A 21,861-nucleotide genomic window follows, 5' to 3' on the forward strand; every position below is an offset into this window, starting at 1 on the left:
CAGGGAGCCGGACATGAAAAACAGCGGGTACTTCGGAAAACGGCCTCTCGAGCGGGATTTTGTCTTCGATGGCCTGAGCGCGGGCCTGACCGATGCCTGGGCCGGCGTGATGTCCGACTGGCTGCACAGCGTACAGAACGAATTGCCGCACAGCTGGCAGCGGCTATATTTCGAAGCTCCCGCCTGGCGATTTGCCATCGAACCGGGTCTGCTGGGACCATCTTCCTGGTGCGGCCTGCTGCTGGCCTCCGCCGACGCCCTTGGCAGGTCGTTTCCCCTGACCGTCCTGATCCCTGTGACCGGAGCCGTTGATCACCTTGCCTTCGAGAGCGCCGTGGACGCGGTCCTCGATGCCCTGGAGGTCCGGACAATGGACTTTGTCGAGGGGACCCTATCGCGCAAGGCCTTCGCCGGGATCCTGGCGCAGCAGGCCGCCCTGCTGTCGAGCGGTCCTCCACCCGTTGCCCCATCGCGGCCCCCCGTGCCTCTCGACGCGGCGGAGCAAGCGCTCAGGATCCGTTTTGCACGCACCGACACAGACGCTATCATCGCCGAAGATGCGCTCGTGTTTTCCTTGGAGCGGCCGCCAACGCCGGGCCTGCCCCTGTCCTACTGGTGGCAGGACGGCAGCGCCACGCGGCCGCCGGAACTGTGTATCTGGAAAGGCCTGCCAAGAGGGCGGGAAACCGGTGGGTTCTTTTCCGGGGAGTGGGCCCGCTTCGGCTGGACGCGCGGCCAGGTCGATCCGGGCAGTCCAATTCGGCCATGGGCCAGGGGGAACTGACGCGATGTAAAACCGGCCCGAAGCGGATTGCTGTTTCACCGCGCCGTATATCACACCGGGTCCGGCATCGGGCCGAGCGCCCCTTGCACGCATGCATTCGATACGCCGCTCAATCGGGCCGTAATCGGCACCGGTTGGAGTAAAACCAGCCGCATTTGATAGGAAACCGTTTCATGGCATTGTCCCGGTTCGCCGACCAGGAGCGCTGCGCAGGGCGGCCTGGTTGGCCGTTCAAGCTGCGCAACGCTGCCCGGCGGGCCGGAACAAGCCACCGGAGGCCACGTTTGGAGACTGTTCTGCCGCGTCGCACGTCTTGGCCGATGATCCACATCGCACTGCGACGTGCTCCTTGCGGAACAGTCTCCAAACGCGGTCAAATGGGTTTCTATCAATTGCGGTTGGTTTAAGCCCTGTCAGGGAGAATACGCTTGGACACGATCACCACATCCGTCTCGGGTCCGCTGTTGCGGACCGAGGCGGCCACACGACAGGGGCCCAACCATCCCGTCAATCAGGACAGCCATTTTTCCGACCCCGCGACCGGCCTGTTCACCGTGGCCGACGGCATGGGCGGCCACCGAGATGGCGATCTCGCCAGCCAGGCGACGGTGCTGGCCGTGTCCCAGTTGGTCAGCCTTCCCGCAACAGATCTCGACAACCGGCTGATTGCACTGGAATCGGCGATTTCCCATGTCAACAAGGCGTTGTACGCGGATTATCTTTCGGCTCCGGAACAGGATGTCTCCGGCGCCACCAGCCTGAGCCTGATCGTGGACGGAACACATGCCAGTTGCATCTGGGCCGGCGACTCCCGCCTCTATCTGCTGCGCCAGCAACACCTGTTCCTGATTTCCGAGGATCACGCGGACGCGGCCGGCCGGCTGACCTCCGCCATCGGCATCGGCGAGAACATCACCTTCGGTCGCAGGACTCTGGAACTGATGCCCGGTGACGTCTTCATTCTATGCACCGACGGCCTGTTGAAGGGCATGGATGAAACCATGCTCGTCAACATGGCCGCCGAAGGCACATTCGGGCTTGCCGACCGACTGGTGGCGCGGTCCGTTGCCGGCGGTTCCTCCGACGATATCACGGTCATCACAGTCTGGGCGGACACCTATGGAAGAACCGGGTGAAGCGCGGGGCGACCGCCCCGAGACGCACGCACCGGCCGCCGGCGAGGTCAGGGCCGGGACCGTCCTCAAGGACCGGTTTCTGCTGCTCAAGGAAATCGGCAAGGGAGGCCTTTCGACCGTCTACAAGGCGCGCGACCTGGTGGCCGCGAAAGCCGGGCTTGCCGATCCGAATGTGGCCATCAAGATCATGCGCGCGGATCAGAATGTCGATCCGGATGTCGTTGCGCTCATGCACCGGGAAGCCCGCCGCCTGAGGGACCTTGTTCACCCCAACATCGTGCGTGTCTACGACATGGACCGGGAAGGTGACATCCACTTCATGGTGATGGAGCTTCTTGAGGGCCAGACGCTGTCGCAGCTTCTCAGGGCATCTCCGGACCGGTGCCTTCAACCCGCACGGCTTTCCCGCCTGCTCGCCGACCTGACCACCGCGCTCAGCCATGCCCATGCCAACGGCGTCATCCACGCGGACCTCAAACCGGGAAACGTGTTCATTCTCAACAATGGCAGCACCAAGCTGATCGACTTCAACATCGCCTATCCGATCGCCAGACCGGTCAAGACCCGCGAGGAAGACACCATCGTCATTCTTGCGCGCTTCGGTGCGGTGACACCGGCCTACGCCTCGCCGCAACGCCTGGCCGGGGCCGAGCCCTGTGAAGCGGACGACGTGTTTTCGCTCGCGGTGATCGCCTATCTCGCCTTCGGCGGAACGCGGCCCTTCGGCAAGACGAATGCGCTCGACGCCCGGAGGGAGGGCCTTGCGCCTGTCAGGCCCGAACAGCTTTCCTGGATGCGCTGGCGTGCCCTCAAGGCGGGGCTATGCCTGAACGACAACGGCAGAACCGCATCCGTCCAGCGGTTCGCAGAAGGATTCTGCCGTCCGACCCCGCTGACACTGGCGAGGCACATGGTCAGCGAGTTTCTGAACGCGCCGGAAGGCGGCAGGCCGGAACCCGGCGAACCGGTAGATCCGGCGCTGGAAGACCGGAAGCCAGAGAACCAGGAAACAGAAAACCCGAAAACAGAGAATCCGGAAACAGCAGACAGCACGCCTGAAGAGCAGGCGCCGGAGCGGGAAACTTCCGCCGGTCCACAAACCAAAGAGGGTTGATCCTGACCCGTCTGAGGCCATTTCCGTCTGACGGCGAGGCGTATCGCTTGGCGCGTCTTGTCGGATAATCCTGCGACACGCGTCTGGCCGCCGGGCCGCCAAACTTGGTCGGATGAGGCATGATCAACGCCCATTGGTATCAGCCGTGGTATGAGCCGTCGGAAGCCGGCAAATAGAACGAATGCTGCTGTCCCGTCGCCCAGCCCTCCCGGACGGTTGCCGAGACGCCGATCAGGTCCTGATCCTCAACGGTCTGCCTTGCGACCTCGAAGACGACTTGACCGGCCAGCGCCGTGCTCAGATCGTCCAGGTTCCGTCTGACCGCCGTTTCCCGGTCCTGGGCAGTCTGTCCGCCGGTCACCGCGCCGCCAAGGGCTTCCTGAAACAGCGAAAACAGACGGGACACCAGCAGCGCCTGATCCAGCGATCCGCGGCCTTCCTTGCCCGGCTTGACGGTGACGCCCCTCCGGAACAGGAGATCAGTGCGATTGGCGACACCTTCCAGCACGTTGATCCCGCATTGGGCGAGCGACGGGGCCGTGCCCGGCCCCGCGACATACCGCGCCGCCGTTGCCACCGCGCGTCCCTTAGCTTCGCCCTCGGCCACTTCCAGGGCGTCAAAGTCGACAGGCACGCCAACCGGAAGGCGCGGAAACACTTCCGAACCCAACTGGCCAAGGATCTGGGCGAGCGCGATCCAGGCACCAGGCGCGAACACGGCCGGATGTCCAGGTCCCCCGGAGACGAGACGCGCCTCGTTCCAGAACAGCGCCAGATGGGAGGCGGCATCGCTGTCCCGCAGTCCCTTGAACCCTTCGTAACCGGGCTGATCCAGGAGCTGATGCGCAGCTTCAAGGGAGGCGAGTTCCGCGCCGGGCACGCCGGAAAACCCCGCTTCCAGACCGAGCAGGCCGACCGTGTCGGCGTCCTCGCATTCCCGGGCAAGGGTCTTGACCAGATCCGCATCCGCCGCCGCGAGACCGGTGAGGTTCGCGAACAGCACCACGTCGTAAAGATCGGCCTGCAGCGCGCCGTCGGAACCTCCCAGAACATCGGCCAGATCCGGGCCGGTCAGGTCATGATCAAGCTGCAGCAGGTGCATTTCAAGCGGCAGGCCCAGCCGGATTTCGCTCAACAGAAGTTTGAGACCGTGCCAGTTCTGCAGGACCGTGCGCAGCTTGCCCTGATCGAAGAACCGGCGCGCCTGCGCCTCCTGCAATGCCGTCACGGGCGATGCGACGGCCGGCGTCGGTTTCGCTTCTCCCTGCCGTTCCTCGCGCATCGTCTGCTGGACGAAGGCCTCGACAGCCGCCTTGGCCAGGCTGCCGCTGTCGGACGGCCGGCTCGTCTTGCCGGGCGTTTCGATCATGGAGAACAGGGCGTCAAGACCATCCTTGTCAGCGCCGGCACTGTCTGCCGACGCCGCATCCCTGTCGGAAGGTGCGGCCGAAGGTGCGACCGGCGGCGCCTGCTCGGGAGATCTTGTGGCGCGGAGCATCTCCAGCACCTTGTCGTAGCGCTGGCCTTGGGACGCGAGACTGTCCGGATCGCCGGCCGCAGTATCCAGATCTCGGGCGAACTGAAACCGGCTCGCGATCCTTGCCGGCCGAAGGTCCTTCAGACCGGCGAATGCAAGCCGCTCCTCCAGGTCGGACGGATGAGACCCAAGCAGGTTCCCGGCGCTCACACTGAAGGCGGGGGCATTCGCTTCCAGGATTTCGGCGACATCCAGCCCCGTCACATTCAGGGCCCCGGCCTGCGCGGGCAGGCCGAAGTCGCCGGCCATCAGCACCCGGAACGGCGGTGCCGGCGACACCGGCCTGGCCTGTGTGCCCGCATTTCCGAGACCTATCGAGAAACTTGCTATGCCCCCCGCGACGTCGTCCTGTCCGCTCATGCCGTCCCTCCCCTGTTGATCACGGTAAGGTCTGCATCGATCGCCAGGAACGCCAGCGTGGCCCTGTCGATCACGACCTGGCCGGTCACCTCGTAGCCCATGCGTGTGTCTGCCGCGTGGCCGGTGACGGAAAACACCAGGGCACTGCGCGCATTGACCGATGCGAGACCGACCGGCGTCACCACCAGATCGATCGTCAGGGGGGCACCGGTGCACATGGTTTCCTGGGTCCGGCCCAACCGTGTGGGGGCGTTGTTGCCTTCCTTGTAGACCTGCGGCGAGCGCGTTCTGAGATAGTCGTAAACGCAGCTCCGCAGCGCGTCAGGTTCCCGTTGAGCCGGTTTCCAGGGTGCCATTCAAGTCCTCATCAATCCCAGGACCCGGTGGTCCTGTCAACGGTTACTGTGCCGGGCGAACGGCTCCGGAAGACCTGCCGCCGGAGCCGCGACCCGCGCGTGCTTCAGGCGTCAGGGTGATCCGTCGCTGATCTGGAACACGATCCCCGACGCGCTTTTCGTGCGATGAGCGACATTCTGGTTGGTCAACGTCACCGGATTCATCTGCTCGCCGTTGGAGACCGCCCCCAGAACAACCGGACGATCGGGATCCCCCTGAAGGAAACCGAGCAAGACCTCGGTGCCCTTGAGCAGCGTGGAATGTGAGCCGTAGCCGTCACCGCCGCCATAGGGCTCCATCTTGCGCAAATGATGACTGGCCTTGCCGTTGAGCAGTCCGCTTTCCTCGTCCAGGATCCTGACCCTGTAGCGGCCGAAATCGTCCAGCTCCGCCCGGCTGCCATCCGATTCCCCGTCAATGGACGCGATCATGTAGCCGGCGATGACCGGCTTCGGTGCCACGACGGGCGGGCGGTAGCCCTTGTCGAACGGCACGCAGACGAACCGGTTGGTATAGGGGGCCGGCTCCTTGCCGGAGGAGCTGAAGCCGATGGGCGTCGAGACGGTGCAGGCATGTTCAACGGAAATGACGATGTAAAGGCCGTCGAGATCCGTGATCGGATGATCCTTGAGCTTGAAAAACAGCCCGGGCCGCACGTTGGGAACGTTGCTCTCGCCGACGAACTGGAGACGCTGGCCCTCGACCTGCTCGACCCTGCGCTTGGCAATGAACTGGCCATCGGACACGGCAGGATAGTTTTCGCCGTAGAGTGTTGTCACCCCTTGTCCGGCAAAGGACGCGTCTTCGGAGACCGACAGCGACACCTTGGGTGTTTCCTCGTTGTATTCGCGCAGCGCGATCGTGCCGCTTCGGGTGCTGTAGTCGGCATTGAAGGACCAGACCCCGAAATTGTCGGTGCCCATGACCTGGTTCTTGCTGCGATAGGGCAGCTCGTCGGTGATCCGGTTGCCGCTCAGTTTGGTGAAGTGTTCCTTTCGGTCGCCGAAAATGACCTTCTCGCGGTCGCCGGAATGATCGAAGGCGAAATAGATGCCGAACCGCTCGCACATACGGCTCAGGAAGTTCAGATCGGTCTCGCAGTACTGGAAGACAAAATCGAGCTTCGGATAGTCCGATGCGGTCACGAGCAGCTCGGACTGGATCTGCCGCGCCACCCGGCTTGCCGACGTGTTCGATCCGGACTTGTTGGCGTCCGACAACTCCCCCTGGATGATGTCGACAACCGTGACATCCTTGTCGGTGCCATAGACCTGGTTCTGGGCGCTGTGCCGCAGCATCGCCAGTTCCGGCTCGAGCACCACGTAATAATTGAATTCCCGGTTCGGCGTCGGATCGCCGGTGCGAGCTGCGCCCACCACGCCAGCGATGACCAGGGATTCACCTGCCCGCTCCAGGGTAAGACGCGCGGTCTTTCCCATTAGGGCGTCCAGGTCGATCGTCTTCTTCGACAGAAGCGAGACTTCGAAACTGTAGGTCTGTCCCAGGGCTTCCCTGCCCGCCAGGCTTTCGACATAGATCTCCTCGCCGGGATCACCCGGCAATTCGATCGTCATATGACCTTGAGATGTATCAGCACTCATCGAGAATTCCTCCTGGGCTGGCCTGACCGGGCCTGCTGGTGGCAGTTTAGCCAATCTTGCCGGAGAAGTGTGACGCTTCGGCAAAACAGGCTTCCGGTCCTCCTGATACCGCATAGGTGGGCGAGGTCATCAGTGCGGTCAATTCCACAGTTTCTGCACAGCAGGCTCTTTTCTGTCACGGAATAGGTCGTTTTGCAGTGAAAAACAGCCGAATTCGCGTCGAACCGGCACGATTGCGGACGGCTCTTCACGGCATTTGTGACGCAGATCACATCTTCCGCGTGGATTATTTCGCGCACTCCCGGAGAAAGTGTGAAGATTCTCGCACAGTGTCACAATTGACAATCAGCGGCATTTACCATCTAAAGTTCTGTTTCCATTGATTTATGAAAATACTCGCCAAACTGGCATACCCCTTGCCAATGACAGGGCAGTCGGCGGCAGAACGCACCGGCAGGTCGGAATTCTCGAAGCTTACAAGTGAGGATATCATGTCCAACATCGCATACGTCACCGTCAAGGGCGCAACCCAGGGCGACATGACAGCCGACGCGACCACCGCCGACAGCATCGGCAACCTGTGGCAGGAAGGCCATGAGGGCCAGTCCCTCGTGTACCACTTCGAGCAGAACGCCGTTGTTCCGCGGGACCCGCAGTCCGGGTCCATCATCGCCACCCGCCGCCACATGCCGACCACCTTCATGAAACCGGTCGACAAGGCCACCCCGCTGTTGTGGCAGGCATTGGCCACCGGTGAGGCTCTGGAGATCGAAGTGCACTTCTGGCGCACCTCCACGGCCGGTGTTCAGGAGCACTACTACACGATCAAGTTCACCGACGCGGTTCTGGTGGAAGGCAAGACGATCCTGCCGGAACGTCACCGACGACAAGAACGCCTCGCGCGGCGACACCGACAAGTGGTCCTTCACCTACCGCAAGGTGGAATGGACCCACGAAAAGGCCGGCACCAGCGCTTCCGACGACTACCGCGCTCCGGTCACCTGATCCGTCCGGCCAGGATATCCAGGGCTCCTATGTTCAGGGCTCCTGTATCCGGGGCTCCTGTATCCGGGGCCCTGTAATCCAAGGTCCAGGCCTCAAGGGCCGTCCCGGTTTCCCGGGGCGGCTTTTTTACCCCCTTTCAATTTTTTAGGGGCCAGAATCGATTTAATCCGCATAGTATTCCTGTCATGAATTCATATTCGGCACGTGATGACAGGCAAAAATCAGTCATAGGGGTGGCACTTGATTGATCTCGATCTTCGCCGTTTGATCGGCCGTTTGAACACCTATTCCCGCCGATCGCTCGAAGGCGCCGCCGGACTTGCCGTCACGCGCGGACATTTCGAAGTCACGATCGAGCATCTGCTTCATGTCTTTGCCGAAGACAGCCAGCACGACCTGCAAAGCGCCTGCCGTCATTTCGAGATTGACCCGGCGCCCCTGAAAAAGGCCCTGGATTCGACCCTTGAGAGCCTCAAGCGCGGCAATCAGGGCCGCCCGGCTTTCTCCCCGCTTCTGATCGAATGGATTTCGGATGCCTGGCTGGTCAGTTCCGTGGAACTGGACCTGGACCAGGTTCGCTCGGGCAGCCTGCTGGCGACCGTTTTCGCCAAGCCGAACCGATTCGGTGACGACCGCTGGCTCAGCCATCTGGAGGCGATGTCCTTTGTCGAGCTGAAGAAGAACTTCAAGGACATCGTCAGCCAGTCGGAAGAAACGACCGCGGGCCTCAGCGCCCGTCCGGCCGGTGGCGATGTGCCGGCGGAAGGCCGGTCGGTCGCTCCCGGAATGGATCCGGACAGCGCCCTTGCCCGGTTCTGCACCAATTTCACCCAGCTTGCCCGGGACGGCAAGATCGACCAGGTGTTCTGCCGGGACCGCGAGATCCAGCAGATGATCGATGTGCTCGGACGGCGGCGGAAGAACAATCCGATCTGCGTCGGCGATCCGGGCGTCGGCAAGACCGCGGTGGTCGAGGGCCTGGCCTGCAAGATTGCTGAAAACGATGTTCCCGACATGCTCAAGAATGTCGAGCTGATCGGACTGGACCTCGGCATGCTGCAGGCAGGTGCCGGCGTCAAGGGTGAGTTCGAGAACCGGCTGAAGGGCATCATCGACGAGGTCAAGGCGTCCGCCAAACCGGTGATCCTGTTCATCGACGAGGCGCATATGCTGATCGGCGCGGGTGGATCCGCGGGCGGCGCGGATGCCGCGAACCTGCTGAAGCCGGCGCTCGCGCGGGGTGAATTGCGCACCATCGCGGCCACCACCTGGAGCGAATACAAGAAATACATCGAAAAGGACCCGGCTCTCGAACGCCGCTTCCAGTTGATCAAGCTGGACGAACCGAGCCCGGACCAGGCCATCACGATCATGCGCGGCCTGCGCGGCGCCTACGAGAAGAACCACGGAGTTTATATCCGTGACGGCGCGGTCGTCGCGGCCGCCAAACTGGCGGCCCGCTACATTTCCGGCCGCCAGCTCCCTGACAAGGCCGTCGATGTGCTCGACACCGCCTGCGCCCGCGTGAAGCTGTCCCTGTCGTCCAAGCCGTTCGTGATCGAGCTGAAGGAAAAGCGCCTCGGCGAATTGCGGCGCGAGCTCGATTCCCTGAAACGGGATCATCAGGCCGATTTCTCCTCCCAGGATCTGGAAGTCACGGATATCGAGAAAGAAATATCCGACGAGGAAACCGCCATCGCGGACCTGACGGACCGCTGGAGCCGGGAAAAGGCGCTGGTTGATCAGCTCCTCAAGATTCGCCACGACCTTGGCCTCAGCCTTGAGGACGACCCGGCACCGGACACGGAAGCTCCTGCAGCCGACGGCGCGGCAGCGGATCCGGACGGCTCTGATGAAGCAGCGGATCCCGCCGGGCAGGCCCCGGAAGGCGGCGACATCTCTCCAGAAGACTATTCCCGGATCGCGGCCGACCTGAAAACGGTGCAGGCCGGCGACCCGCTGATCTCATTCGAAGTGACCGAGGAAGCGGTCGGGCAGGTCATTGCCGACTGGACCGGTGTGCCGCTCGGACGGATGGTCCAGGACGATGCGGATTCGATCCTGTCGCTCGGCACCCAGCTGAAGAGCCGGGTTATCGGCCAGGACCACGCCATCGATGCGGTCGACCAGGCGCTCAGAACTGCCAAGGCCGGGGTCCAGAACCCGGACGCCCCCATGGGCGTGTTCCTGTTTGTCGGCCCGTCCGGGGTCGGCAAGACGGAACTTGCAACCGCAATCGCCGACCAGTTGTTCGGCGGCGAGCGGTTCCTGATCTCGATCAACATGTCCGAGTTCCAGGAAAAGCACACCGTTTCCAAGCTTGTGGGCTCGCCCCCGGGATATGTGGGTTATGGCGAAGGCGGTGTCCTGACCGAAGCCGTGCGCCAGCGGCCCTATTCGGTGGTTTTGCTGGACGAGGTCGAGAAAGCCGACCTGGAGGTCATGAACCTGTTCTACCAGGTGTTCGACAAAGGGGTGCTGTCGGATGGTGAAGGCCGTCAGATCGACTTCAAGAACACCATCGTCATCCTGACCAGCAACCTGGCAACGGATGTCCTTACCGAGATGGGCAGCCTGCGGGAACAACCCGGGGTCGACGAACTGATCGCCGGCTGCCGGCCGACACTGAGCGCGCATTTCAAGCCCGCCCTTCTGGCGCGCATGCAGATCGTACCGTTCTATCCGTTGATCGGCGCTCCGCTTGAGAAGATCGTGCGGCTGAAGCTGAACAAGATCGGCAAACGCCTGCGCGAGAACCAGAAGCTGGAACTCGGCTACTCCGAAGAGGTGGTCCGGTCGATCGCCGCACGCTGTACCGAAGTCGAAACCGGCGCGCGCAACATCGATCACATCATCAACCGCACGGTCTTGCCGGAGCTGTCTACAGAGCTCCTGACCAAGATGGGTGCGGAAGACGCCGATTTCTCCAAGGTGGACATCGGTGTGGGAGAAGGCGGCGCATTCTGCTACGTCCTCTCCTGAACTGCACGAAACGCGAACGGAAGACGGCAGGCGCAGGACCCGGCCGGTTTTCGGGTAACGTCCACGAAAAACGACGGCGGACGCGATGATTTTGGGCGATTTGATAGAGCTGGCCGGCGCCATGACGGCGGGTGTCAAGGTTGAAGCGGTGATGGACCAGGTGGTGGAGGCAGCTCTCGACCTGACCGGTGCCGAAGAAGCGTCCCTGTTTACCCTGGACACGTTCGGCCAGACGCTGCACCGGGCCTGTTCCCGGCACCGCGGCTACATCAAGGCAATGCCGACCGGCAAGCAGGTCATCCTGTACGGCGCCGACATGATGCCGAACCTGAAGGAGCCGGCCGCTTTTGTCGTGTCCACCGGAACGATGCTCAATCTGGAGGATATCGACAAGGTCATCGGATACGATTTCGACCGCATCCGCGAGGAGGACAAACTGGGCGGGCTGTCGACCCGGGCCCTGGTGATCCTGCCCCTGACGATCCAGTCCAACCGGACGATCGGCATCCTGCAGGTGATCAACCCGGGCTCGTCCAGCCACGCCATCCGGGCGCTGCCGGACCCTGTGCTGAAGGAACTGCAAAGCCTTGCCGGGCTTGCCGCGCTCTACATGTGGAATTCGCGTCTTGTGGAGGACAACATCCGCCTGAAGCGCCAGTTCGACCGCCACCTTGCGGAGTTGCCAAAACAGATCCGCAAGACGCCACCGAAAAAGGAAGCCGAGCTGAAGCGGCCCAAGGGGCTGATCGGCGAAAGCCCGCCGATCGAACACGCCATCAAGCTGGTCGGCAAGGCAGCCTGGTCCAATGTGCCCATTCTGGTGCGCGGCGAAACCGGGACCGGCAAGGAGATGATGGCCAGCTTCGTCCACATGTCCAGCGACCGGGCCGGCAAGCCCTTCGTGGTCCAGAACTGCGCCGCGCTGCCCGAGGCGCTTCTGGAAAGCGAACTCTTCGGCCATGTGAAAGGCGCGTTCACGGGTGCCAACACCACCAAGTTCGGCCTTGCCCATGAGGCCAATGGCGGAACGCTGTTCCTCGACGAGATCGGCGACATGCCGCTTGCCCTCCAGGCCAAGGTCCTGCGCCTGCTTCAGGAAGGGGAAGTCCGGCGGGTGGGCTCGACCAAGACCGAAAAGGTCGATGTGCGTATCGTCGGCGCGACCAACATCAATCTCGAGGAAAAGATCGCCTGCGGGGAGTTCCGCCAGGATCTGTTCTACCGGCTGAATGTGTTTCCGATCAATCTGCCGCCTTTGCGGGAACGCCCGTCGGATATCCCCCTGCTCATCGATCACTTCCTGCGCTCGGCCGCGGCCAAGTCGGGACATCAGGTGCCCGTCATTGCCTCCGACGCGCTCGATGCGCTGATGTGCTGGGGTTATCCGGGCAATGTCCGGGAATTGAAGAATATTCTCGACCGCGGCAGACTGATGGCCGAGGAGGGATATCCGATCGAACTGTCGCATCTGCCGCCGGAACTGGCGGGCGCCCGGCACGAGACCGGCAACCGTGTTCCGGGCCTGATCCCGGAAGGCGACCTGAAAACCATTGTCGGCCAGTACGAAGCGATGGTAATCGAGGCGAAAATGCGCGAAGCGAACTGGAACAAAACCAATGCAGCGCGCATACTGAATGTCAGCCGCCGGACCATTATTGACAAGCTCAACCGGTACAACATCACGCGGCCTGTTGGTTTGGAACGTCCTTGATCCGGTCTGGGGCTGCGACAGCCATCGGCTGAGATTAAACTTGGGGGCCCGCAGGCTTGCCGACCGACATGTCTTCCGCCGCGCATGATCTGATTACCGGTTTCGTGTCCGGGCGGCTGTCCTATGACAGGCTGTCCAAAGACCTGAGGGAGGGGGCGCGGCAGTCCCTGGAAGCTTTGCAGGCCACGCGCCAGACCATCCGGGATTTTGTCGAGGAAGGCCGTCTGCCACCGGATCTGGGCCAAATTCTCCTGGGGCAGCTGCCCGCGGCCGATGACGGTGCCGCGGCGCATCGCGGGCCTGCGTCCCCCATGACGTCAGCCGACGCGACCAAACCGCTTGCCACGCCTGCATCCGGGGCCGCCGGTGCGGAGGAGTTCGACGAACCGACCCTGCCGCATGCGGTGACAGCGGCCTTGCCGGGAGATCCCGGCGACCCGCCGGTTTCCGCTCCGGCCGCGCCCCGGCCGGATGCTTCCGCGCAATCCGTCAAACTGCCGCCGCTGCCCTTTCTCGATCATCCGGCCACCGAAGCCGGCGATGACACCCGCAGCAAGGTCGACGATGCCATCCTGTCCTCGCTTGTTTCCGGATACACGGACTTCCGCAGCCGCAGGACAGACGCGGTGCCGGACGGGGCCGCCTCGGGCGATGCCGACAGCGGCAAGCTCGACAAGTTCCTGACCGACTTCCGAAGCGCCCGCTTTCGCTCCGATGCACGGCGGGTTTCCAGCGGCGGCCAAAAGGACGGCCTCGATCTCAATTCGCTGACGGCGGCACAGCACAAACGCGCCGGGGTCGGCTCGATCCTGCGCGACCGCTTCATTCTCGATTCGGAAATCGGCCGGGGCGGCATGGGATATGTCTATTCGGCCGTGGACCGGCGGCGCCTGGAGGCCGGTCATGACCAGCCCTATGTGGCCGTGAAGCTTCTGAACGAGAGTTTTCACAATGACTCCGAAGCGCTGCGGCTGCTGGAAGCCGAAGCGCGCAAATCGCAGGCGCTCGCCCATCCCAACATCACCACGGTCTATGATTTCGACCGCGACAAGGCGGATGTCTTCATTGTCATGGAACTGCTGAAGGGCTCCGGCCTCGACCGCAGACTGGGACAGGCCATGGGCCAGCCGTTGCCGCCCGGCGAATGCGCGCGCATCCTGAAAGGCACCTGCGCAGGACTTGCCCATGCCCACAGCCGTGGCGTGGTGCATTCCGATCTGAAGCCAGGGAACATTTTCCAGCTTGAGGACGGGACCATCAAGCTGCTTGATTTCGGCCTCGCAGCGGCCGCCAGCGCCAGCTCCGACCATCCGATCCAGGACAGCCTCACCGCGGCCTATGCCAGCCCCGAGCAGTTCCGGAGAGCCGAGCGGGATCCGCGCGACGATATCTTCGCACTCGGCTGCATCGCCTACCAGCTCCTGACGGGCCGGCATCCGTTCCTGTCCCGACCGATCGACGAAATTGCCCGCGAGGGCGTTGCGGCCGAACCGATCGAAGGCCTCGACCCGCAGGGCTGGGAGACAGTCCGAAAAGCACTCGACTTCGACAGGGAGCAGCGCCTCGACACCGTGGACGGCTTCCTCGCGGGGCTTTTCGAGGATCAGGACTGATACCGGCGGGTTCGGCCAGGAGGTCAACTCACTCGCCCGCTCCTCACCCGCCAGGTTCTTATTCGATGGAGTCGACGATGGATTCGATGGCTCTTGTGAACATGTGTTCGGGCTGCAGCGTGCGGATCAGGCCGGTGCTGCCGATCTGGATGAGGTCTGTCGACAGGGGCAGGACAGCAGCCACGGGCGTGCGGTAGTTGGAGAAGATCCGCTGGGCAAGCTCGGTGAAGTCGAAGGTCTCCAGCGCCTTGTTGACGATCAGGAACAACTGCGGCACTTCCAGTTTGCGCGCCAGTTCAAGAGTGACGGCCGTGCCCTGGTAGTCCTGGATGTCGGGCCTGAGGATCAGCAGCAGCGTGTCCGAAATGGCGATGGACAGCAGCGTTTCCTCGTTGACCCCCGGATGTGTGTCGATCAGGAGATAATCCAGCTCGAGCCCCCGGCACAGATCGACAAAGCCCCGGTTGAGGTCCTCAACGTCGTATTTTTCCTTCAGGATCCGGGCGATTTCCCCCGTCTTGATGGAGGAAGGCACCAGAAAGACCTTGCCGCCGTCCGGCACCGTGGACTGGCCCTGCGCATCGACAACACTGGCCGTCACGTCGATGGCGGTATCGGTGATGGCGCAATGCCCCCACAGATAGTTGTTCAGGGTCTGGGTGACGCCATTGAGGTCAACCTTGAAAAGCGTGTGGATGCCGGGTGACTGGATGTCCGTGTCGACAATGGCGACCCGGTGTCCGCGCAGGGCCAGCGAAGAAGCAAGGTTTGCGGTGACATTGGATTTGCCTGTCCCGCCGCGATAGGAATGGGTAGAAATGATTTTTGTCACGGATCAACTCTGGTCGTGAGGTCAAGACTTCAGGATTTGTATCTGGATCTGAGATCCTTGGCGCGCGATTGCAAAGACCGGAAGTAGTCCGTGTCGCTGACCTGTTCGATCTCCATCTTGGCCTGTTCCTGATCATAGGTGACGTCGAACTTGTCCAGACGGGTCTTCAGTTCCGCGTTTTCCTTGCGCAGTTTCGCTTCGGCGGCCTCAAGCTGACGCTTGGTTTCCGTCAATTCGGCGATCAGCTGACTGGAATGGAACTCGCGTGCCTCCACCTGCACAACCATGCCCGAAAACGTTTCCGCCAGTGCCCGGATGTCTTCTTCCACGGAGTTGTCCGTGATCACCTGATACAGATCCTCAACGTCGTCGAAGCGGCCGAGGGCAATGGCCTCGCAGGTTCTTGCCAGACTGGCCAGTCCAGGTTTCATGGTGTCAGAAGAACTCATTGCCGGCCTCCGGATGCTGTCACATGGGTTCCTGTCTACCTTGGTTGTATTAACCACGCATTTTCCTGCAACCCAAGAGGTTTGTGCTTCCGGCGCCGGATTTTGGAGCCGTGGTCCGGACTGCCGGCGGCACTCAATTTGAGGACGCCGCCTGCATGGGATTGGTCGGCGTCAGATACTCGCCGGCAACCCAGCCCATCCGCCCGGTATCAACGTCGCGCACATGCACCCAGTCGCCGCTGACGTCGGTCTGCCGGAGGGTGCGGCCCTTGTCGAACCGTTCGATCACGGGTTTCTGCAGCCCCGGCGCCGAGCGGAACGCAACGCGATTGCCGCTGATATACAGCAGCGGCCCCTGAGCCTCCTGCGGCGGCGGAAGGATCACCCGGGAAGCCGGTGGCGGCGGATAGGCCGCCCGCGCGATATCCTCCAGATAGGAACGGTCCCGGAACTGGAGATACAAAAGGGCCAGCACAAACAGTCCGACCACGATCACATAGGGAAAGAACCTCGGCATCAGTCATGTTCCGGTTTCGAAGTCATCACAGGGCCGCCTCCGTAAGCGCTGGTGCCGCAAGGCCGGATCCGGTGAAACGGGTCCTGTCCACGGCCCGGTCCCGTCCGAACAAAATGGCTGGATGACACATCACGTCCGTTCCTTCCGTCTGCCCGCATTTCGAGCTTGTATCAAAGCGTGTTGATTGTGACCCATCAGACCGTGTCTGAAGGCCCTTCGGCCAGACGCCAACAGATGAGACATGATTTACACTCTTCGGTACAAGACGGCGCTACGATATCACATGCCTGACGAAGATCCGTTAAGACCTGCGCTCAGGTTTTCAGAATATCGGAAAATCGATCACGCGGCCAAGGCCCGCAGACAATTCAGCCGGTCGTCGTGTCCCTTGCGCACGCCGCCGGTCATGCCACCGCCACGCCTGCGAGATCCGCAGACATTTCGGCAAGCCTTTGCGTAAAATGATCCATCGGCTCTTCCCACGCCCGTTCCAGGACCCGGACGGACGGATACCAGTGGGAGCGGCCGTCCGGCGCGTACCAGTACCAGGGCTTGTCCGGCGTCACGAGAACGATGGCCGGAACCCCCATGGCGCCCGCGATATGGGTCACCAGACTGTCCGGGCCGACGACAAGATCAAGCTTGCCGATCAGATCGACAAGCATTTCCAGCGATTTCAGATGCGCGCCGGCGTCGATGATGCGTTTGTTGCCTTCAAGCTCGAACCTCTGATCATCCCACATCAGGCTCACGACAGTTCCCGGCCAGTCCGTGAGCGCCCGGTCCACGTCGTTCAGAAGCGGAGCCGGCTGGTATTTCGACCATCCAATGCCGCACAGCGGCCGCTTGCACGGTTGCAGCGAGCCGCGCCAGAAATCATCGGCCCCGGGATCCGCCTTGAGGTAAGGCCTGAACCGTTCAGGGTCATAGTCGGCAACTTCAGGCCGCGCGGCAAAGCCGGCCATGAACACGGAGCTTCCGGTTTCGGCCAGCTCGAACATGTTCTTTCCCTGAAGCGATTCAAGGCGGTAATCCAGGTCCATGCGCTGCAGCAGCGGCAGAAACGGCTCGTGGGCAAACACCACCCTGTCGCCCGCGTCATAACCTTCCTCCGGTCCTGCGGACAGGAAACGGGAAAAGAGGATCGCTTCCAACGGCTTGGTTTCAAGCGGGATGATCACCCTTTCCACCGCTCCTGGAACAGCATTGTCGACCCCGCCGGCTTCAAGTCCAATTCGGGCAACGAGATTGCGCGCCTCGGCAAACTTTCCCTCATGGAACAAGCCCTGCCGGATCAGGGCCACGCCTGTTGCGCCGGTTGCAAGGTCCTGCAATGCCGGTTGCGCCAGCGTGACACTCTCCACATGCTTTCCGGCTCTGGCCATCGCTTGCGCCATGAGCAGGCAAATTTGCGGATTGTCCCTCTGTGTCTTCAGCAGACCCGCCAGTTTTGCAATGCCCTTGTCGGGCTCGCCCCGGAAAGCGCAGACCATTGCGTATTCTTCAAGAGCGTTGACCATGTCCGGCGCGATCTTCAGTGCCATTTCAACAAGTTCGGCCGCCCGATCCAGTTCCCCGACCTGCGCCAGAGAATGCGCGAAAGCGGAGAGAATCATGGGATCGCGCGGGCGCTTCAGATACAAGGCCTCGGTCAGTGCAAGGGCCCTGGCATGATCCCCCAGATCATGGAGAATATGCGCCAGCTGAATTGCGACCGGACCGTTGTCCGGTTGTTTCTCCAGAACCTGCTCGTAGTATTTTCGCGCATCATAATACGCGCCGATCTGCGCGAGCAGCGACCCCAGATTGGCGAGGATGTTGGGATCGTCCGGTTTGAGCTCCTGTGCGATCAGAAGATACCGCATGGCATTTTCAAGCTCGCCCCTGAGCGCGTGCACACTCGCCATGGCTTCATGAAAAGAAGGGTTTTGGGGCTCGAGACTGAGCGCCCTTTCGAAATTGAGCTGCGCAAGGTCCATTTTCCCCTGGGCGCTCTGAGCCAGCGCAAGATTGTAACAGGCAGTCGCGTCTTCGGGGTTCATTTGAAGAACGAAATCGAAACTCCTGATTGCGGCGTCCAGGTCCCCTGACGCAAGTTGGCACATGCCATAGGTCTTCAGGGCCCGAATGGATCGCGGGGCCCGGCTGAGCGCCTGGCGGCACAGCTCTTCGGCATCCTCGATCGCGCCGTTTTCAAGATGTTTGGTGGCCGCGTCGAGCAGGGCATTCAGGTTCGCCATGGTGTCCGTTCACTAAAAATACAGTCAAGGTCGTTGGGCAGGGTCGTTGGGCAGGGGCATTGGGCAGCGGCATTGGGCAGCGGCGTCCGAATGGAGACACGACCGTCCTTGTCGGTCCGCGGAAGCAACGCTGTCGAAACCCACCGTCAGCCGACATTGATCCGTTCCGCGTTCAGCCGGATGTCGGTCTTCGCGGTAACGACGGCTGTGTGCGCGCTCTGGGCCATCGCGCTTTCGATGTTCTGGCTGAACACACCGGCCTTGTGCACGTCGGAGCCGGCAATCACCGAAACACGCTGATGTGCACTGACCGACGTTGACTGCGCGACCGTCTCGTCCGTCCCGGCAATGCGTTTGGATGTCCTGAACAGGCTGTTGAAGGTATTGCCGACAAGGTTGGCCGTTTCAGCCACCATGTCGAAAACGCCGGTCTTGATCGATATCCGTCTGGCCGACAGCACAAGGCCACCCGCCGTTTCGATTTTCAGCGGCTCGTCCACATTTTGCCGTTCCAGAACGGCCAGCACATAAAGCTGCCCATCGGCCTCAGCGGTCAGAACCCTGTCGCCCGGCACGGGCGAGATCAGGCAACTGACGGCGCACCTGGCGGCGACCCGGTCACCTCCGGGATCACGAAGGAAAAGGCCGGTCTCCTCAGACACTTCGACGGTGGAAACCCGCGAAGGTGTCTGCAAGCCGCCGGGCCGCACCGGCCGGGCAGGATCTTCAGCCTGAATATCTGAATTACCGGGTCCGCTCATGATTACCATCCATATCCGCCGATGGCTGAAAAGCCGGGGTCAACACTGTACTTCAAGGCCTGAATCCATCGCGGCCGCAGCGGTCCGCGTGCCGATCACCGCACCCTGGGCATCAACAATCTGCGCGTCAGAAGCCGCAAGCTTGGTTATTCTCTTGTAGACTTGGAGTTCGTTCTTCAGGAATTCGTATTCCTCGTGCAGCCAGACAACCTGCAGCGCGAAAATCGTGAATCCGAATTTCAACCCCAGCACGTCCGTCGAGGAGTTGCCGTTCATCGACAGGGACACACCCGTTGCACTGGCCGTGATCTCCTTGATGCCGAAGGTCGCTGTTTTTATGCTCAGTCCGATATGCGAATACGTTCCGACACTTCCGCCAAGATAGAACTTCAGAACAACTCCGATGTTTGTCTTGTGCGTGTACCCCTTGACGGTCGTTTCCTTGTAGGTATCGACAAATTTTGCATATCCGGCCTGCTGGTAATACAGATCGTTGCTTTTGGCATCGATCAGGATCGAGGTGTCTGCGATGCCCTCATGCGCTGAACTCAGGACAACCTTGCCTTCAGCCTCGATCAGCACGTCACCGTTTTTTTGCGCGACCGTGTGGTTGCCTGTCGTGTTTGTATAGCTGTAGCCGCCTGATTGGACGGCCCGCTCAACGCCGGTACCGATCTCCTGGTAAACATCCCCGGTCGCAGTCGTCTTGAGCGTGTAGTTTCCGTCGGAATAAAAGTAGATGCCCTGAGCGACGCCGGCGGGATCCTTGATATCCGCACTGCCCGGCTCCCACCTGCTTTCATAGGTACCCAGACGCAGATAGTGACCGTCGGTGAAAATGTTCGTGCCGCCGGCGGGACTCCAGTAAAAGAGGTTAGCCATTCGATCCTCCGCTAAGCGCCTGGCATCTTGGACTCGATGCCAATGTGGGCGGCGATGCTTGTCTTGTAATCCGATTGGGCCAGAGCGCTTTTCATGGACGCGGTGTTGAAGAGGTCACCCCAGCCCTCGAGCTTGTTGCTCTTTGCGGCATATTCCAGCTGAATACCGCGCTTTTTGTAGTACAGGATCGAATAGCCCATATCGTGGGTTATCACGTTGTTGCTGAGGTAGACGAAGCCGATTTTAACGCCGCCGGCCGAGACCTTCAGGTCCGTTTCACTCGCATCGGCAACCTTCAGGGACATGGAACAATACTTCGTGCTGACGGCCCCTGAGAGATAGAGCGGTATCACCCAGGCAATGCTGACATTGGTGCTCGTTTTTTCGACGATTTTTTTCTGGGAGCCGACAACCTGCTTCAGGTACGCGCCAAAAGTGTGGTTGTAGATCGCGCGGCCCTTGCTGGACACCTTGCCGGCCGGCGCCTTGATGGTGATCCCGCCGGCATGGTGCGACTCCACCAGAAAGCTGGAGTTGTCGGTCGCCGCGAGCGAGAAGCCCTTGCTGTCCAGTGCAAGCGCGACATCGCCCGATTCGACGGTTGTCGTACAATCGCCTGTCTTGACTTTCTGCGTCAGGGTGCCGCCGATCTCGATATTGGCGGTGCCATTTGCCTCAACGAGGTAGGACCCTGCCGTGGTGATGAATATGCCGTCACTGCCGGCAATTCCACCGGTATAGATGGCTGGAAAACGGCTCGCTTCATCCACCTCGGCGGGGTCGCCGACATGCGCACCCAGGCGCATGTAAACGCCTTTTTCAATCCTCTGGGTGGCATCGCCGGCCGGTGAAACGCCCATGTAGACACTGGTCACAAGCTCCGCCTCCTGTCCGTCGCATGCCCTTTCAACAAACAGGCGCTGTCCCCGGCGCGGACCAGAGCACCGGCGTCGTGACGGCCAATGCCCGATGCACCGCATCGCGTCGCCCGCCGCGCCCCTGGCATGAACTGATGTGTTTCCATCGACCGGCTCCGTCTCACCTGAACAAGCACTAGAATTTTATCCGCTGGAAGAACCCGCAGCCGGCCATCTTTTTGCGCATTTCCGCTGCATAGGTTTCACTGACACCGCCCGAGATCTGCTCCTTGACGATGCCGTTCTGACTCTTCAGCATCTCGACGTAAATCTGGAAAACCGTCATCTTGTTATAAAGAACCATTGTCTTTCTGTAGTTCTGAGCGGCCTTGAACGACAGAAACTGAAAGAAATTTATACTGACATAATATCCGGAATACTTGGCGAAGATGATCTTCAGCGAAGTGATCGTGGCCTTTGCTTCGGCCAGCTTGAAATACGTGTCTCCCACGACATTCAGGCTGAACGAGAAGGCCGTCCGGTCCGTCACGGAGCCGCCAATGACGGACGAGTATTCGAAAAGCTGAACGTAGGTGATCTTCTTCGAGGTGCTATCCTTGATGTCCCGGCTGTCCGAAGTGGTGCTCTTGCCCCACCAGGCGTGCACATGAATGTCCGATCCTTCGGACTCGAGCTTTATATTGGCGTCCGATGACGTGTGTTTTGCCTCGATGGTGATCGCGCCGTCTTCCGCCTTGAGTTTCCAGTCACCGTTGTCGACCGTGACCGAGTGGTCGCCGCCCAGCACCTTTTCAGTCAGCGCACCGCCGAAAGTCTCGACCATTTTGAGATCCGCATCGAGCAGGAAGACGCCCTTGGCCGACATCGTGATTCCCGTCAGCCCCGACGTATCGACGCCCGTGGGCAGGTGGCTGTTCTCGCCGGAACCGGCATACTCCTCCAGGCGCAGATACTGCCCGCTGAACTCGTTCTGATTGTTGGCCAGCGGAACCGCAAAATAGATGTGTTTCGACGTGGTCTCGTCGGCGCGCGCTCTGGTCTTCGCCATGACAGTCCCTCTCCG

General features: G+C 61.4%; 18 protein-coding genes. 7 read left to right on the forward strand and 11 right to left on the reverse strand.

What is annotated here, in order from left to right; genetic code table 11:
* Window positions 1-13: 13 nt before the first annotated feature.
* From tagF to AC0VX3_RS00185, 3 genes are all read left to right on the forward strand, one after another.
* A complete protein-coding gene (gene tagF / locus AC0VX3_RS00175) occupies window positions 14-784 on the forward strand; it encodes a type VI secretion system-associated protein TagF (protein WP_475523031.1) in 771 nt (256 codons plus the stop codon).
* Window positions 785-1,212: 428 nt separating this feature from the next.
* Complete coding sequence (locus tag AC0VX3_RS00180) at window positions 1,213-1,920, forward strand: PP2C family protein-serine/threonine phosphatase (protein ID WP_475523032.1); 708 nt, start codon at window positions 1,213-1,215, stop codon at window positions 1,918-1,920.
* Window positions 1,904-3,034 (forward strand): serine/threonine-protein kinase, encoded by a 1,131-nt coding sequence (locus AC0VX3_RS00185; protein ID WP_475523033.1) that lies wholly within the window; start codon window positions 1,904-1,906, stop codon window positions 3,032-3,034. The genes AC0VX3_RS00180 and AC0VX3_RS00185 overlap by 17 nt, the downstream gene beginning before the upstream one ends.
* A 139-nt stretch (window positions 3,035-3,173) precedes the next feature.
* On the opposite strand, the gene AC0VX3_RS00190 is transcribed toward AC0VX3_RS00185, so the two are convergent.
* From AC0VX3_RS00190 to AC0VX3_RS00200, 3 genes are all read right to left on the reverse strand, one after another.
* Window positions 3,174-4,931: a type VI secretion system contractile sheath small subunit gene (locus AC0VX3_RS00190; protein ID WP_475523034.1), complete on the reverse strand. Its 1,758-nt coding sequence runs from the start codon at window positions 4,929-4,931 to the stop codon at window positions 3,174-3,176.
* On the reverse strand, window positions 4,928-5,287 hold the full coding sequence (locus AC0VX3_RS00195; RefSeq protein ID WP_475523035.1) for a hypothetical protein: 360 nt from the start codon (window positions 5,285-5,287) through the stop codon (window positions 4,928-4,930). Before AC0VX3_RS00195 ends, AC0VX3_RS00190 begins: the two co-directional genes overlap by 4 nt.
* 111 nt (window positions 5,288-5,398) lie before the next feature.
* Complete coding sequence (locus AC0VX3_RS00200; protein ID WP_475523036.1) at window positions 5,399-6,928, reverse strand: type VI secretion system Vgr family protein; 1,530 nt, start codon at window positions 6,926-6,928, stop codon at window positions 5,399-5,401.
* 491 nt (window positions 6,929-7,419) lie between these two features.
* Between AC0VX3_RS00200 and tssD the strand changes: the two genes are divergently transcribed.
* From tssD to AC0VX3_RS00220, 4 genes are all read left to right on the forward strand, one after another.
* Complete coding sequence (gene tssD, locus AC0VX3_RS00205) at window positions 7,420-8,010, forward strand: type VI secretion system tube protein TssD (protein ID WP_475523037.1); 591 nt, start codon at window positions 7,420-7,422, stop codon at window positions 8,008-8,010.
* Between the two features lie 163 nt (window positions 8,011-8,173).
* Window positions 8,174-10,915 carry a type VI secretion system ATPase TssH gene (gene tssH / locus AC0VX3_RS00210; RefSeq protein ID WP_475523038.1) on the forward strand — a complete coding sequence of 914 codons (2,742 nt, stop codon included), beginning with the start codon at window positions 8,174-8,176 and terminating at the stop codon, window positions 10,913-10,915.
* A gap of 85 nt (window positions 10,916-11,000) precedes the next feature.
* Window positions 11,001-12,626 (forward strand): sigma-54-dependent Fis family transcriptional regulator, encoded by a 1,626-nt coding sequence (locus tag AC0VX3_RS00215; protein ID WP_475523039.1) that lies wholly within the window; start codon window positions 11,001-11,003, stop codon window positions 12,624-12,626.
* A 56-nt stretch (window positions 12,627-12,682) separates the two neighbouring features.
* Complete coding sequence (locus tag AC0VX3_RS00220) at window positions 12,683-14,239, forward strand: serine/threonine-protein kinase (RefSeq protein ID WP_475523040.1); 1,557 nt, start codon at window positions 12,683-12,685, stop codon at window positions 14,237-14,239.
* Window positions 14,240-14,297: 58 nt separating this feature from the next.
* Here AC0VX3_RS00220 and AC0VX3_RS00225 read toward each other — a convergent pair whose 3' ends face one another.
* The 8 genes from AC0VX3_RS00225 to AC0VX3_RS00260 all read right to left on the reverse strand — a co-directional run bounded on the left by AC0VX3_RS00225 (window position 14,298) and on the right by AC0VX3_RS00260 (window position 21,846).
* The gene (locus tag AC0VX3_RS00225) at window positions 14,298-15,071 is read right to left on the reverse strand and encodes a MinD/ParA family ATP-binding protein (protein ID WP_342891746.1); all 774 of its coding nucleotides are present in this window, start codon (window positions 15,069-15,071) and stop codon (window positions 14,298-14,300) included.
* A 29-nt stretch (window positions 15,072-15,100) separates the two neighbouring features.
* Window positions 15,101-15,520, reverse strand: coding sequence for a hypothetical protein (locus AC0VX3_RS00230; RefSeq protein WP_475523041.1), 420 nt, complete (start codon window positions 15,518-15,520; stop codon window positions 15,101-15,103).
* A gap of 133 nt (window positions 15,521-15,653) precedes the next feature.
* The gene (locus AC0VX3_RS00235) at window positions 15,654-16,037 is read right to left on the reverse strand and encodes an SH3 domain-containing protein (protein ID WP_475523042.1); all 384 of its coding nucleotides are present in this window, start codon (window positions 16,035-16,037) and stop codon (window positions 15,654-15,656) included.
* 404 nt (window positions 16,038-16,441) lie between these two features.
* The gene (locus AC0VX3_RS00240) at window positions 16,442-18,277 is read right to left on the reverse strand and encodes a tetratricopeptide repeat protein (RefSeq protein WP_475523043.1); all 1,836 of its coding nucleotides are present in this window, start codon (window positions 18,275-18,277) and stop codon (window positions 16,442-16,444) included.
* Window positions 18,278-18,423: 146 nt separating this feature from the next.
* Window positions 18,424-19,038, reverse strand: coding sequence for a DUF3540 domain-containing protein (locus AC0VX3_RS00245; protein WP_475523044.1), 615 nt, complete (start codon window positions 19,036-19,038; stop codon window positions 18,424-18,426).
* Window positions 19,039-19,077: 39 nt separating this feature from the next.
* A complete protein-coding gene (locus tag AC0VX3_RS00250; protein WP_475523045.1) occupies window positions 19,078-19,920 on the reverse strand; it encodes a hypothetical protein in 843 nt (280 codons plus the stop codon).
* 11 nt (window positions 19,921-19,931) lie between these two features.
* Window positions 19,932-20,795, reverse strand: a complete 864-nt coding sequence (locus AC0VX3_RS00255) for a hypothetical protein (RefSeq protein ID WP_475523046.1) — start codon at window positions 20,793-20,795, stop codon at window positions 19,932-19,934.
* A 178-nt stretch (window positions 20,796-20,973) separates the two neighbouring features.
* The gene (locus AC0VX3_RS00260; protein WP_475523047.1) at window positions 20,974-21,846 is read right to left on the reverse strand and encodes a hypothetical protein; all 873 of its coding nucleotides are present in this window, start codon (window positions 21,844-21,846) and stop codon (window positions 20,974-20,976) included.
* Window positions 21,847-21,861: the final 15 nt, after the last annotated feature.

The sequence above is a fragment of the Roseibium sp. QJM3NY_11 genome, assembly GCF_056173175.1.

Excerpts from the sequence above, each read along its gene's own strand:
- AC0VX3_RS00230 (WP_475523041.1), bottom strand. The coding sequence starts at position 15,520 with ATGAGTTCTTCTGACACCATGAAACCTGGACTGGCCAGTCTGGCAAGA.
- AC0VX3_RS00190 (WP_475523034.1), bottom strand. The coding sequence starts at position 4,931 with ATGAGCGGACAGGACGACGTCGCGGGGGGCATAGCAAGTTTCTCGATA.
- tagF (WP_475523031.1), top strand. The coding sequence starts at position 14 with ATGAAAAACAGCGGGTACTTCGGAAAACGGCCTCTCGAGCGGGATTTT.
- AC0VX3_RS00185 (WP_475523033.1), top strand. The coding sequence starts at position 1,904 with ATGGAAGAACCGGGTGAAGCGCGGGGCGACCGCCCCGAGACGCACGCA.
- AC0VX3_RS00240 (WP_475523043.1), bottom strand. The coding sequence starts at position 18,277 with ATGGCGAACCTGAATGCCCTGCTCGACGCGGCCACCAAACATCTTGAA.
- tssD (WP_475523037.1), top strand. The coding sequence starts at position 7,420 with ATGTCCAACATCGCATACGTCACCGTCAAGGGCGCAACCCAGGGCGAC.
- AC0VX3_RS00200 (WP_475523036.1), bottom strand. The coding sequence starts at position 6,928 with ATGAGTGCTGATACATCTCAAGGTCATATGACGATCGAATTGCCGGGT.
- AC0VX3_RS00235 (WP_475523042.1), bottom strand. The coding sequence starts at position 16,037 with ATGCCGAGGTTCTTTCCCTATGTGATCGTGGTCGGACTGTTTGTGCTG.
- AC0VX3_RS00245 (WP_475523044.1), bottom strand. The coding sequence starts at position 19,038 with ATGAGCGGACCCGGTAATTCAGATATTCAGGCTGAAGATCCTGCCCGG.
- AC0VX3_RS00195 (WP_475523035.1), bottom strand. The coding sequence starts at position 5,287 with ATGGCACCCTGGAAACCGGCTCAACGGGAACCTGACGCGCTGCGGAGC.
- AC0VX3_RS00250 (WP_475523045.1), bottom strand. The coding sequence starts at position 19,920 with ATGGCTAACCTCTTTTACTGGAGTCCCGCCGGCGGCACGAACATTTTC.
- AC0VX3_RS00215 (WP_475523039.1), top strand. The coding sequence starts at position 11,001 with ATGATTTTGGGCGATTTGATAGAGCTGGCCGGCGCCATGACGGCGGGT.
- AC0VX3_RS00260 (WP_475523047.1), bottom strand. The coding sequence starts at position 21,846 with ATGGCGAAGACCAGAGCGCGCGCCGACGAGACCACGTCGAAACACATC.